Origin of the sequence: Acinetobacter sp. S54, from assembly GCF_016624945.1 — a bacterium.
In the GTDB taxonomy this organism is placed as follows: Bacteria; Pseudomonadota; Gammaproteobacteria; order Pseudomonadales; family Moraxellaceae; genus Acinetobacter.
On the sequence record NZ_JACVUI010000007.1, the window covers coordinates 81659 to 94098 of the forward strand.

A 12440-nucleotide genomic window follows, 5' to 3' on the forward strand; every position below is an offset into this window, starting at 1 on the left:
TTAATTACTGAATTGAATCGACCCAAAGTCCATCTTGCATATGTAAAATAGAATCACCAGATTGAGCCAATTGTTCATCATGAGTCACGATGAGCATCGCCATATCAAACTCTTTTTTCAGATCCATCAGTAACTGAAAAATAGTCATGGCAGTTTTACGATCAAGATTTCCTGTTGGTTCATCTGCCAGCATTAAAGCGGGTCGAGTGACTAAAGCACGGGCCAAAGCAACACGCTGCCTTTCACCTCCAGATAACTCACCTGGCTTATGTTCCAGACGATGTGACAATCCTACACGCTCCAGCAAATATTCGGCACGTTGTTTCACCTCTTTAAAGTTACTGCTACTACGTAACATGAGAGGCATTGCCACATTTTCCAGAGCAGTAAATTCAGGTAATAAATGATGGAATTGATAAACAAAACCTAGATATTCATTCCGTTTGAAGCCACGTTCCGCTTCACCTAAATTATCAAACCGTTGACCGTTTAAAAAAACTTGACCTTGTGTCGGTTGATCCAGTCCGCCCAACACATGCAATAACGTACTTTTACCTGAACCACTCGCTCCAACAATCGAAACAAACTCGCCTGCTTTAACTTGTAAAGACAAACCTTTAATAACTTCAACGTTGGATTTACCATCAGTAAAGCTTTTATAAATATCTTTGGCTTCCAGAACAATTTTACTCATAACGTAAAGCCTCCGCAGGTTGGATTTTTGCAGCGCGTAAAGCGGGGTAAATTGTCGCTAAGAAGCTTAAGATCAAAGACACAGAAACGATCAAGACCACATCTTGCCATCTTAAATAAGAAGGTAAATAGTTAATAAAATAAGCATCAAACAAATGCCAGCCAAAGGCTGTATTTAACCAATCAATCACGTTACTAATGCTAGTAGCTAGAATGATTCCCAAAATGGCACCTGCCACTGTTCCAATCACGCCAATCACCGTACCCTGTACCATAAAAATTTTGGTAATGGTTGCTGGTGAAGCGCCTAATGTTCTCAATATCGCAATGTCTGATTTTTTATCAGTCACCACCATCACTAACGATGACACAATATTAAATGCAGCGACCAACACAATCAGAAATAACAACAAGCTGACCATGGCTTTTTCCATCTGGATCGCGCTGAATAAATTACCATGGGTATAGGTCCAGTCAGATGCATAAAAGTTTGGTGGAAGGGTTTTTACAATATCATTTGCCACCTGAGGTGCCTGAAAGATATTGTCTAATTTAAGTCGAATACCTTGTGCGCCATCTGGCAAACGTAATAAAGTTGAAGCATCATTCAGGGCGATATAACCCATCATAGAATCAACTTCTGCTCCAATACTAAAAATCCCAACAATTTTAAAACGCTTAAAGCGTGGAACTACGCCCGCTGGCGATGGCGTTGCCTCTGGCAGAACCAAAGTGACATTATCATTGAGTCCAAGCCCTAATGCATCTGCCATTTGTTTGCCCAGCACAATGCCAAACTCACCTTTTTGTAAGCTATTAATATTTCCTTCAACCATATGGTTTTGAATAATTGAAACTTTCGGCTCATATTTGGGGTCGATCCCAGTCACCATAATTCCTGCGACCTGACCATGAGCAGTAAGCATCCCCTGCAATTGAGTAAAAGGCGCAACACCAGTAACATGTGGATGCCCTTCAATTTTTTTTGCAAGTTCTGGCCAATCTGTTAAAATTTGTGTTGAAGAAACAGTAGCTTGAGGTATCATGCCTAAGACACGGTTTTTCAACTCACGGTCAAAACCATTCATGACCGATAGCACGGTAATGAGTACGGCAACACCTAAGGTGAGACCAATCATGGAAACCAATGCAATAAAAGAAATAAAGTGATTACTGCGCCTTGCGCGAGTATATCTCAACCCGATATATAACGAGATTGGTTTAAACATACCATCTAATCCGAGGTAATTTCATTATGGAAAGTTCACAGCATTCGAGTGGTACAACTGAACGCCGTGTCATGTCTCGCATAGATGCTGCGTTAAGAATCAACTATCAGGTTATTTCCGATGCGGTTGCACTTAACGATCCTTACGATCCAAGTTTTGTATTGCCGCGCTATTTTCTACTACTTGCTGAATTAGATCAAATTGATCATGCATTTAGCTACGAATTAGAACAATTAAATCAAAAAGATCAACAAATTGCTCGTATCTTATCCCTATTCAACCAAAAGTTGAATTTAATTACGGGTTCTCTTTACGACTCTATCGTTCAATCCATATTGCCAAGCACCGAACAGGTGAATGTGTCTGAAACAGGACTCAGTTTTTATACCTCGGAACCTTTAAAGCAAGGGTCCTATATTCATATTACCTTGAGCCACCCAGATAATTATTTTCATATCGCCGTTACTGCCCAAGTGGTTTATAGCCACGCAGAAGAGGATAATAGATTTAGAACGGGGGTTTATTTTATCACCTTACATCCGCATGATCGGGTTAAACTCGCAGAATCTATCTCCGAACAAATATCGGATAACGATTAGATCTATAAACGCTATTATCCGATTTGAGATTAATGTTCAGAATGTTGGTGCTTTAAATGGGACTGCAATCGACGACTGGCCTGTAGGTCTTTGTAAAAATATAAAAAAAGGCCTGTAAGAATAATCACGGTTCCCACTACTCCCAGAATTGAAAGCTTTTCATGATTAATCAAAACACCAATAAACATGGCCAATAAAGGTGTCATAACATTGGTCAAGGACAATGTAGTGGCTTTGATACTACGCACCAGTTTAAAATAGCAAAACATTGCAATTAAAGACGCCATAATCACGGTATACATCAAGGCGAATAATGATTTTGCTTCTGGTAAATGCGTAGGTGCATATTGCCAGATCCACGGCATTAAACAGATGGCCCCCAGAGCAGAGACCAAAATTGATCCTGTTGCCTGTGCCATAGGCTCCACCTCAGCATTAACTTTTTTGACCCAAAAGATAGATAAACAGTACATGAACACACTGATCAGCATCAAAGCAATACCAATAGGATGAATATTTTGAGTTGATCCACCAAAACAAATCAGGGCCAGTCCACAAATCGCCACAAACATTCCGAGCCACTGTAATCTATTTAAATGCTGACCAAGAGCAAAATGTGCCATAAGTCCTGCAATAATCGGAGCTAGCCCGAACATAAGTGCAAGAATTCCTGAACTTAAATATTGTGTCGCAATATAGGTAAAAATTTGAGAGCCGATTAGACTAAATGAACCCGCGACGTAGCTATGCAAGGCTATTTTATCTAGAGGAAATTTAACTTTCAGTAATAATAACAAGAGCGCTGCAATCGGCAAGGCAATAAAAAAACGTAATGCCATCGCCCAAAGAATATAAATGTCAGATACGCTCCAAACGATTGCAAGCGGTGTGGTCGCCCAGATAAACACCAGCACAACATAGGTTATGACAATGTTATTTTTAGATTGCATCTTGGGTTCTCATGCAGTTTTACGTTTTTGCTTTAAAATTGTTTGATCCAAAGCGCTGGAAAATTCTCGCTTGTCACGCTCAGAAATAGGGGGCGGCCCGCCCGTTTGCACCCCAGCGCCCCGTAAGGTATCCATAAAATCACGAAGATGTAAACGCGCTTTAACATTAGCTGTAGTATAGATTTCCCCACGGGGATGAATCGCGATACCACCTTTTTCAATGACCTGCGCTGCAAGTGGAATATCTTGCGTAATGACAATGTCATGTTCCTGCATACGGTCTACAATTTCTTTATCCGCCTGATCTGCACCGCTCATCACCTGAATCGATTTGATTCTGACCGATGGCGTGATCCCGACATTCTGATTGGCGACGAACGTCACTTCGAGTTGATAACGATCAGATGCACGTAAAATCACTTCCCGCAAAATTTTAGGTAATGCATCTGCATCCACCCAGAGCTTGAATGGTAACAACTGAATGACTCTTGGAAAAAATAAACTTAAGTTTAACAGATTCGCTTTTCGTCATGGGCACTTATTCCATTAAAAAAACCTGATGATTTTTTATATAATTACATTGATGGACTTGAAAAAACTAAGATATCCTCGATTTAATACACTAAGTTATCCATTTTTTATTCTCAGCTTATATGAAAAATCAAAACAGTCCTGAAATCGTCACTATCGAAGAAAATAATTTTGGCAGTCATGCACAGCACTGGAATTTACTTTCTCCAGAACCTGCGCAAGATATACCAAAGTGGCTGGGACTTGCGTTGGATAGCCCCATTATGCCGATGGGAATCTGTGAATGTGAAACTGATATGGATCAAGCGTTCTGGCTCATTCAGGGGCCAGCAAAATCGCCAGTTCAATTGAATCAAATTATTGCAGTAGAAGATAACAAACCCAAAGCATTAAAAACTGCATTTCCTACATTTGAGAGTCCTTATAAATTTAGTGCCACTATTGATCGTATTATTACGTCTGAATCAGCTACTCAGGCGGTTTTGCAATTAAAAGTAAATGCCAATACTATTATTTATGCCTTTGATAATTTATATAGCGTCAACCATGGTCAATATCAAAAAGATCAAAGTTATCAAGTTCAACTAAATGCATGGGCTTATGAACTCGAACCTGTAGCAGCCAATGAAACGATTATTGTAGATGACCCCGCTTCAATTAAACATCATCGTGCCTTAAATGATATTTTGGCAGCACATAATGGTGTCGCGCCTGAAAATTTGCAGCAACTCATTAATGCTTGGGAACCGAAAATACCAGAAGACAAAGAGCCCGTTACCGTTGATTTTTCTAAAATGGTGGCTTATTTATATGGAGAAACTATTGGTCAGGAAGATGAAGCGTGGTTTCAGGGCAATATCGTTGGTAAGACTTCCATGACATTTATGGAACAAGAATATACGCTGTATGATGTCACTTTGGTTTTAGAAGATAATCTACCTGCAACATTAATTCGTATTGCAACTAAAGATGATTTGTATAAAAACTTTGAAATTGGACAGTATATTCGTGGAAATCTATGGATTCAGGCGAATATTTATGCTAAAACTATTAATAATTAATATATTTTCACAATAATTTAATTATTAGGCTCATTAATGAAAATTATTCGAGAACAACAAAGCTACAGTCTAGTCCAATTTAGTGGCCAACGTATTAAGTTGGACAAAGGTGCTTTCTGTTTTTTTGTTCTAGGAATGTTTCTTGCAGCCATGATTTTTTATCATTTTGGATTATTAGCTGTTTAATTTAGTTTGATGCTTTAAGTATTCAAAAAAAGCCCTCAAGATTTGAGGGCTTTTTCATTATCAGCCATTGCGTTTAGCAAAGTCATCCATAAAATTAACCAAGGCTTGTACGCCTTCAAGCGGTACAGCATTGTAAATACTTGCACGCATACCGCCAACTGAACGATGACCCGCGAGATTTAGCAAATGATTCTCTTCTGCTTCTTTAAGAAATAATTTTTCCAATGCCTCGTCTGCCAATGTAAATGGCACATTCATGATGGAACGATTCGCTTCTACAATCGGATTATTATAAAAATCACTGGCATCAATGTACCCATAAAGCAATTTGGCTTTTTCCAGATTTACCTTGTGGATCGCATCTACCCCACCCTGCTCAAGTAACCATTCAAACACCAAACCTGACAAATACCATGAATAGGTCGCTGGTGTATTCACCATTGAACCATTTTTTGCCTGAGCTGAATATTTCAAAATGCTTGGGATATCTGAACGCGCTTGATCAAGCAAGTCATCACGTACGATAACAATCGTTAAACCCGCTGGACCGATATTTTTTTGCGCACCTGCATAGATAAGACCAAATTTTGATACATCTATTGGCGCAGACAAAATGCTTGAAGAGAGGTCGGATACTAATGGTGCATCAACCTCTGGAATACCATCGAACTGCAAACCACCAATAGTTTCATTGTCAGCATAGTGAACATAGGCAGCATTTTGAGACAAATTCCATTCGCTTTGGTTCTTAATGGCAAGTTTGCCATTTACAGTAGTACCTGCTTCTACACTATTAATCTCGCCATAACGCTGTGCTTCTTTCAACGCTTTTTCTGACCAGATTCCAGTATGAATATAATCGGCTTTTGGGTTTTTTCCCAATAGATTCAATGGTATCGCTGAAAATTGTAACGATGCTCCACCTTGCAAAAATAAAACCTGATAGTTTTCTGGAATATTCATCAATTTGCGTAAATCAGCTTCCGCTTTTTCTGCAACCGCGACATAATCTTTACTACGATGACTCATTTCCATGATGGAAAGGCCCTTACCGTGCCAGTCTAACAACTCAGCTTGAGCTTTTTCTAAAACGGCAGTCGGTAATGCAGCAGGACCAGCACAGAAATTGTACGCGCGCATGATTTTTCCTTTGTCTAAGTGAAACAAAACTAAATTGTGGCATTTAACCACATCTTGGGATTTCGTGCAGTATTTGAACCTATAAATATTTCAATATAAACTGCCAAGTAGAGTTATTTAATCTATGCATCATTTCAATTTAGGCTAATATTAAATCAACAGCCTCATGCTCGATCAGAAATAACGCCTAACTTAAAATTGAGGCCGAGTTTGAATCTGTTATACAAATGTATTGTAAACAATTCAATAACTTACTTTTATAAATAATCCACTACACTAGCTAAAAATATTAAAAGTTGTTTTCTATGAAATTTAGACGTCAGGTTTATACAACAAAACCAACCTTCTTGACGCAGACTTTATTAAAGATCATGGCGGTTGGTTTAAGTTTTTCAGGGTTATGCGCCCAAACGCAGGCTCAAACTTTTAGTTATGCGCAAGCGGAACAGCAAGTGCTGGAGAACTCGTATACGTCTCAGGCCAATGAAGCTCTCCAGAGTTCAGCAAAACTGGATGCAGAAGCGGTAAAAGGTTTAGGACTGCCACGTATTGATTTTAATGTTCGTGCTTACAAATTTCACAGTGAAGTCGATGTCCCTCTCAACTCCTTTAAACAAGGAATAGAAAATGCCTTGAATGACAAACTCGATAACCAATTGAATGAGTGGGAAAATGTCATACCACCCAATATTATTGGCGATATTGAAAATGGAGTGAGTGGCATTATTCATGATGGTGTCAATATAGTACCTAATTATGCCAATTTAACTTTGCAAGATGAACAAATTCGTTCTTCTATTTCCATGGTGATGCCACTTTATACTGGCGGTTTGCTTAAATCGACCAAACAAATTGCAGCAATTCAATCGCAACGTTCTGAACTTAATACTGAACAGCAACAAGATGTACAACGTTTTGAAATGATTCAATCTTATTTCAATGTGCAATTACAACAGCAACTCGTTAAATCCAGTCACTTTAATTTCAATGCAATGCAACGTCATCTTGATAATGCTCTCAAACTTGAGCAACAAGGATTTTTAAGTAAAGGGCAAAGGATGCAATTTGAAGTGGCGCGAAATAATGCACAGCGCTTACTACAAAATGCACAAGCTAATCTACAAAGCAGTCAGTTCCAACTGAATAATCTATTACGAACCAATCAAGTGAGCCAACTTACTACACCCTTATTTGTAAATAAAGCTCAGACTCAGTCTTTAGATAATTTAATGGCAACCTATCCAGAACAGTCTAGTTTAGTGCGTAAAATGCAAATGGATACACAAATTGCCAATGAAAATGTCCGTGCGCAACAAGCTGCAAAGAAACCTAATTTATTTGCATTTGGTGAATATAGTCTGGATGATAAAGAAAATTGGATTATTGGAATTGCTGCGCGTTATAACTTATTTTCAGGACTGGATAAAACCAAAAGTATTCATTCTGCAGAGCTTAAACGCTATGCAACCGAGTTACTTACTGCAAGAACTAAACAAGAAATTGAAAATGTAATGAATAAATCCTATAGCGAGCTGAATTCAGCGCAACAAAGCCATGCTTTGCTCCTACAAAACCAAAAAGCAGCCCAGGAAAATTTACGTATTCAGGAACTTTCTTTTAAAGAGGATATGGGCACAGCCACTCAAGTTATTGATGCCCAAAATGCCCTGAATGCCTTAAATACTGAAATGGCACTGAACGCATATAAATATATTTTATCGTTGGCGACTTTATTACAAAGCCATGGCTCAATTTCAAATTTCAAAGCTTATTTAAATCAACCTAATACCGATTTTATTCGTTAAAGGAGAGGACATGATGAATCAAGATCAACCACCGTCCGATGCTCAACATCCAGATTCCTCTTCTATTGCTGACAATGAAAAAACAAACGATCATGGAACTGATCAGCCCCCTATTAAGCAGCCACAAAACAAATCCGAGGGATCTAAAAAGAAAGGGCTGATTAAAGTCATTGTTGCAATGATTGTAGTCGTGTTGCTTGGCTTAATTGCTTATGGACTATGGAAAGCCTATCAGCCCAAACAGGTTGAATTACAAGGACGTGTTGAAGCTGAAACCTTACATGTCAGCACCAAAGTACCAAGCAGAATCGAACAAGTTTATGTATCCGAAGGGCAAAAAGTTAAAAAAGGACAAGAGCTTGTTCTTTTGATTAGCCCAGAAATTCAGGCAAAAAAACAGCAGGCACAGGCCGCATTACAATCTGCACAAGCCCTGCAATCCACCACTGAACGGGGTTCGCAGGAAGAAAATATCGACACTCTATATGCAAACTGGAAAAGCGTACAGGCTCAGGCTGAACTCGCCAGCAAGACCTATCAGCGTGGAGCGATACTGTATAAAGAAGGTGTCATTTCACGGCAGCGTCGTGATGAAATGTATGCAGCACAACAATCTGCCAAAGAGCTCACTGAAGCAGCCTATCAGCAATACGCACGGGCTAAACGCGGAAGTACACCGCAACAAAAATCAATGGCAGATGCACAAGTTGAAATCGCTCAGGCCGCAGTCGCAGAAGCCAATGCGCTTGAAGCTGAAACTAAACTTTATTCCCCAGTCGATGGCACAGTTTCCAAAACCTATGGAAAAGTATCTGAGTTAGTTGCAACTGCTGTTCCTGTCGTGAGTATTTTGGAAGATGATGAACTTTGGGTCAGCTTGAATGTCCGTGAAGATCAATATCGCTCCGTTTATAAAGCGAAAATTATGCAAGGATATATTCCTGCACTGGATCAAAAAGTTGAGTTTAAAATTAAAAACATTGAGGCCGAAGGTGAGTTTGCGACTATTAAGACGACTCGACAAACGGGGGGGTATGATATCCGTAGCTTTAAACTACATTTAGTTCCTGAACGGCCTGTACAAGACTTGAAAGTTGGCATGAGTGTCTTGTTTAAAGTGACTGAGGCAAACTAATATGCTTGCCTGTATATTACGGGAACTACGTTACCTACTAAAAAATAAGTGGGATCTGGCAATGGTGGTGATTGCCCCATTGTTCATTATTTTGCTATTTAGCAGTATGTTTTATCAAGGTAAACCAGATCATTTACCTATCGCGATTATCGATCAGGATCAGAGCGAACTCAGCCGTAATATTGACCGTTACTTATCACTCAATCATACGCTCGATGTGAAATATCGAACTCAAAATCCAACCGAAGTCGAGCATTTACTGAATCAGACTAAAATCTGGGGGTACGTGCATATTCCTGCAGGCGCAGAACAACGCTTAGTGAGTGCGCAGGATGCCCAAATTAGCATTGCCTTTAATCAATCTTTTTTTAGTGTTGGAAATACTATTTCTTCTGCAATGCTTTTAGGCACATTAAGTGGCATGGCTGATTTTGCTGGCGAAAGTTATTTGAGCAATCTACTCCCCTATTTAAGTATGCCAACACCAAATGTCAAAATTTCGACACTGTACAATCCAAATCTAAGTTATGAATTCTATTTAGAACCCTTTGTTATTCCTGCTATTTTACATTTATTGCTCTGCTGTTGTGTGGCTTTTGCAATTGGACAGGAATTAAAAAGAAAAACCGTTACAAGCTGGGCCAATCCTAATGATTACATCGGCGCTTTATTTGCCAAAATCTTAGTTTATGTGGTCATTTTTACAGTATGGACTTGGATCTGGATGCTATGGCTTGTTGTGATTAGAGGTTGGTTTGTGGCAGGTAGCCTGCTTTTGATACTGTCAGGGCAACTTTTATTATACTTTGCTTACGCTTTTATTAGTTCTACGGTGGTTCTTGCGAGTCAAAATTTAGGTAGAACCTTTGGATTTATTGCAGTTTATGGCGGTTCTTCTTTAAGCTTTGCGGGTGTCACACTACCTTTAAACAATGCGCCTGTTTTTACCCAGTTCTGGTCAATGATTATTCCTTACACCCCTTATGCTCGTCTACAAACTGAACAATGGGTGGTAGGAAGTGATATGGGAATTTCGATCTGGCCTTTTTTAATTTTACTGGGTTATTGCCTATTCTATTTTGCTGTCAGTGCTCTGCTCATGAAGAAGTTAGTGAAGGAGCAACCTCATGCATAAGTTCTTTTACTATTACGTTGAAACATTTAAAAATATTGCAAAAAATTCCTCGATTTTGACAACAGTCATTTTATCTGTATTTTTTTATAGCTTTTTTTATCCCATCGCTTATAAAGCCGAACATGCTGATTCATTGCCAATTGTTATTGTTGATGAAGAACAAAGTGCGGTGACCTCTACCATCATTGCGCAAGTCTCAAATAGTCCAAATGTTAAAATTAAGGCGGTAACAGGTAATTTTCTTGAAGCAGAGCAAATGGTTCGTAACCAAAAAGCTGATGGCATTTTGTATTTGCCAGATAACCTTTCAAATAGTATTCGACGCGGAGAAATGGGAGGAATTGGACTTTATATCAGCACAGCGTACTTTTTAAAAACCAAAGATATTGGTTTAGGACTAGCCACAGCAATTGAAAATGCAATTCATGAGCAAGCCGCTCGCTTTGGTGATATTTCACATTTCAAACCAGAACTTTCGATCCATCAAATTCCGCTATTTAATACTCTATCTGGCTATGGTAGTTATATTTTCCCCGCTGTCGCGCCTGTTATTATTCATCAAACTATTATCTTAGGTTTGGGAATGTTAATTGGGGGGTTTAGAGAAAAAAACTGGCATCCTACAACGACTGAGTTTTGGGGAATTTTTGCCTGCTTTGTAACCATCGGTTGTCTAGGCTGTTTCTATTTATTTGGTTTTATTTTCTGGCTAAATGACTATCCGCATGGTGGCAATTTTTGGGGAATGCTTTTGGCTGTCCCGATATTTGTCAGTTGTGTCGCCGCATTAGGGTTGGTATTTGGTTCGTTATTGGACATGTCTGAACGAGCTGGACATTTTCTAGTTTTTACGTCTATTCCATTGTTTTTATTAACAGGTATTGCATGGCCTATTCAATCTATGCCTTTATGGATACAGGGTTTCACTTGGCTTCTGCCATCCACACATGCAGTTCAGTTATTTATACAGCTGAATCAGATGGGAACCCAGACGGGTCTCGTTTTACCTAAACTCATATTTTTGAGCTGTGCAACAGGTATTTTTCTATTGATTGCGTATTATCGCTTGGTAATAAAGCCAAAAAATACAACCCATAAATCATAAAAAAGCACGCCTAAGCGTACTTTTTTATCAGCTTGTACATCTACCAATTAACATTTACACGGCGATTAGGTTCCAGACACTCAACTAATTGTGATTTTTCCGAATCACTACATTGTTGATATGCAGTGGTTTGATTTTTTGCTTCTACTTTAATACGGTTTGAATCAACGCCATATTGAGTCAGTAAAGAGGCAACCGTTTGAGCACGTTTTGCTGAGAGTTTTTGATTATATGCATAAGAGCCTAACCGATCTGTATAACCAGCAACAATCACAGCATTTTGATCTGGTGACCCTTTAATACGTTCCGCGATGTCTCTTACTGAATCGACGCCAGTAGTGATTCCTGCGACATCTGAACGATCAAATGCAAATAAGATGTCTTTTGACCTAACAGGCGCTGGAGTGGCTGGCACTGGAGCTGGGACTAAAATAGGAGCTGCTGGGCTAGTTGGATGGATTAATGCTTCGCAGTCCTGTCCTTTCCATGACAGTCGTTCAGCTTTATTTTTCTGATCAAAATCAATACGAAGTTGGCAACGTTTATAGTCATTGCTATTCGGCACCCGAATATCCAACACATAATTCCAGACTTTTGAACCAAAAATTCCTTCATTAAATTGTGGATTGCCCAATAAATGCCGAACTTGATCTTTATTCAAGCCCACATCTAAACGGGCGACATCAGTCACCTCATAGCGCAATACTTGTTTTAAATAGCTTTTACTGACATCAGGAAACGTAATTTGCTCTGTAGTTGCCGTTGGTTCAGCTGCGGTTGCAGACATCATAAAGCCCAACATTGCAGCGAACATAAAAGTTTTTTTCATTTGCATAGCTTTTGTTCTCTTTAATATTTTTTAAAAAAGGAA

The 12440-nt window shown here is 39.1% G+C and carries 13 protein-coding genes; 7 read left to right on the forward strand and 6 right to left on the reverse strand.

Going from position 1 to position 12440, the window contains the following annotated elements:
* Positions 1 to 4 precede the first annotated feature (4 nt).
* Together lolD and IAE20_RS11475 are read right to left on the reverse strand one after the other, a co-directional pair.
* Positions 5 to 694, reverse strand: coding sequence for a lipoprotein-releasing ABC transporter ATP-binding protein LolD (gene lolD / locus IAE20_RS11470; RefSeq protein WP_200461366.1), 690 nt, complete (start codon positions 692 to 694; stop codon positions 5 to 7).
* Positions 687 to 1922, reverse strand: a complete 1236-nt coding sequence (locus tag IAE20_RS11475) for a lipoprotein-releasing ABC transporter permease subunit (RefSeq protein ID WP_200461367.1) — start codon at positions 1920 to 1922, stop codon at positions 687 to 689. The genes lolD and IAE20_RS11475 overlap by 8 nt, the downstream gene beginning before the upstream one ends.
* A gap of 26 nt (positions 1923 to 1948) precedes the next feature.
* Here IAE20_RS11475 and IAE20_RS11480 point away from each other — a divergent pair, with 26 nt between their 5' ends.
* Entirely contained in the window at positions 1949 to 2521 is a 573-nt protein-coding gene (locus IAE20_RS11480) for a PilZ domain-containing protein (protein WP_200482092.1), read from the forward strand.
* A gap of 29 nt (positions 2522 to 2550) precedes the next feature.
* Here IAE20_RS11480 and IAE20_RS11485 read toward each other — a convergent pair whose 3' ends face one another.
* Positions 2551 to 3471, reverse strand: coding sequence for a DMT family transporter (locus IAE20_RS11485; protein ID WP_200461369.1), 921 nt, complete (start codon positions 3469 to 3471; stop codon positions 2551 to 2553).
* Positions 3472 to 3480: 9 nt separating this feature from the next.
* Complete coding sequence (locus IAE20_RS11490; protein WP_200482093.1) at positions 3481 to 3948, reverse strand: YaiI/YqxD family protein; 468 nt, start codon at positions 3946 to 3948, stop codon at positions 3481 to 3483.
* A 176-nt stretch (positions 3949 to 4124) separates the two neighbouring features.
* Between IAE20_RS11490 and IAE20_RS11495 the strand changes: the two genes are divergently transcribed.
* Both IAE20_RS11495 and IAE20_RS11500 read left to right on the forward strand, forming a co-directional pair.
* The gene (locus tag IAE20_RS11495) at positions 4125 to 5063 is read left to right on the forward strand and encodes a hypothetical protein (RefSeq protein ID WP_200482094.1); all 939 of its coding nucleotides are present in this window, start codon (positions 4125 to 4127) and stop codon (positions 5061 to 5063) included.
* Between the two features lie 36 nt (positions 5064 to 5099).
* Positions 5100 to 5249, forward strand: a complete 150-nt coding sequence (locus tag IAE20_RS11500; RefSeq protein ID WP_200461372.1) for a hypothetical protein — start codon at positions 5100 to 5102, stop codon at positions 5247 to 5249.
* Between the two features lie 60 nt (positions 5250 to 5309).
* Here the strand turns inward: IAE20_RS11500 and serC are convergent, their stop codons facing one another.
* Positions 5310 to 6389, reverse strand: coding sequence for a 3-phosphoserine/phosphohydroxythreonine transaminase (serC, locus tag IAE20_RS11505; protein ID WP_200461373.1), 1080 nt, complete (start codon positions 6387 to 6389; stop codon positions 5310 to 5312).
* 305 nt (positions 6390 to 6694) lie between these two features.
* On the opposite strand from serC, the gene IAE20_RS11510 reads away from it, so the two are divergent.
* From IAE20_RS11510 to IAE20_RS11525, 4 genes are read left to right on the forward strand one after another with little or no spacing between them, the layout of a single operon-like run.
* Positions 6695 to 8194: a TolC family protein gene (locus tag IAE20_RS11510; protein WP_200461374.1), complete on the forward strand. Its 1500-nt coding sequence runs from the start codon at positions 6695 to 6697 to the stop codon at positions 8192 to 8194.
* Between the two features lie 13 nt (positions 8195 to 8207).
* A complete protein-coding gene (locus tag IAE20_RS11515; RefSeq protein ID WP_200461414.1) occupies positions 8208 to 9329 on the forward strand; it encodes an efflux RND transporter periplasmic adaptor subunit in 1122 nt (373 codons plus the stop codon).
* A 1-nt stretch (position 9330) separates the two neighbouring features.
* Positions 9331 to 10464, forward strand: coding sequence for an ABC transporter permease (locus IAE20_RS11520; RefSeq protein ID WP_200461375.1), 1134 nt, complete (start codon positions 9331 to 9333; stop codon positions 10462 to 10464).
* Complete coding sequence (locus tag IAE20_RS11525) at positions 10457 to 11569, forward strand: ABC transporter permease (RefSeq protein ID WP_200461376.1); 1113 nt, start codon at positions 10457 to 10459, stop codon at positions 11567 to 11569. The genes IAE20_RS11520 and IAE20_RS11525 overlap by 8 nt, the downstream gene beginning before the upstream one ends.
* 40 nt (positions 11570 to 11609) lie before the next feature.
* Here the strand turns inward: IAE20_RS11525 and tpgA are convergent, their stop codons facing one another.
* The gene (tpgA, locus tag IAE20_RS11530) at positions 11610 to 12404 is read right to left on the reverse strand and encodes a trimeric autotransporter adhesin/peptidogylcan-associated protein TpgA (RefSeq protein WP_413784497.1); all 795 of its coding nucleotides are present in this window, start codon (positions 12402 to 12404) and stop codon (positions 11610 to 11612) included.
* Positions 12405 to 12440: the final 36 nt, after the last annotated feature.

Bases quoted from the DNA above. Each gene is read 5' to 3' on its own strand.
- tpgA (WP_413784497.1), bottom strand. From the start codon at position 12,404: ATGCAAATGAAAAAAACTTTTATGTTCGCTGCAATGTTGGGCTTTATG.
- IAE20_RS11515 (WP_200461414.1), top strand. From the start codon at position 8,208: ATGAATCAAGATCAACCACCGTCCGATGCTCAACATCCAGATTCCTCT.
- IAE20_RS11480 (WP_200482092.1), top strand. From the start codon at position 1,949: ATGGAAAGTTCACAGCATTCGAGTGGTACAACTGAACGCCGTGTCATG.
- IAE20_RS11495 (WP_200482094.1), top strand. From the start codon at position 4,125: ATGAAAAATCAAAACAGTCCTGAAATCGTCACTATCGAAGAAAATAAT.
- IAE20_RS11485 (WP_200461369.1), bottom strand. From the start codon at position 3,471: ATGCAATCTAAAAATAACATTGTCATAACCTATGTTGTGCTGGTGTTT.
- serC (WP_200461373.1), bottom strand. From the start codon at position 6,389: ATGCGCGCGTACAATTTCTGTGCTGGTCCTGCTGCATTACCGACTGCC.
- lolD (WP_200461366.1), bottom strand. From the start codon at position 694: ATGAGTAAAATTGTTCTGGAAGCCAAAGATATTTATAAAAGCTTTACT.
- IAE20_RS11520 (WP_200461375.1), top strand. From the start codon at position 9,331: ATGCTTGCCTGTATATTACGGGAACTACGTTACCTACTAAAAAATAAG.
- IAE20_RS11500 (WP_200461372.1), top strand. From the start codon at position 5,100: ATGAAAATTATTCGAGAACAACAAAGCTACAGTCTAGTCCAATTTAGT.
- IAE20_RS11525 (WP_200461376.1), top strand. From the start codon at position 10,457: ATGCATAAGTTCTTTTACTATTACGTTGAAACATTTAAAAATATTGCA.
- IAE20_RS11475 (WP_200461367.1), bottom strand. From the start codon at position 1,922: ATGTTTAAACCAATCTCGTTATATATCGGGTTGAGATATACTCGCGCA.
- IAE20_RS11510 (WP_200461374.1), top strand. From the start codon at position 6,695: ATGAAATTTAGACGTCAGGTTTATACAACAAAACCAACCTTCTTGACG.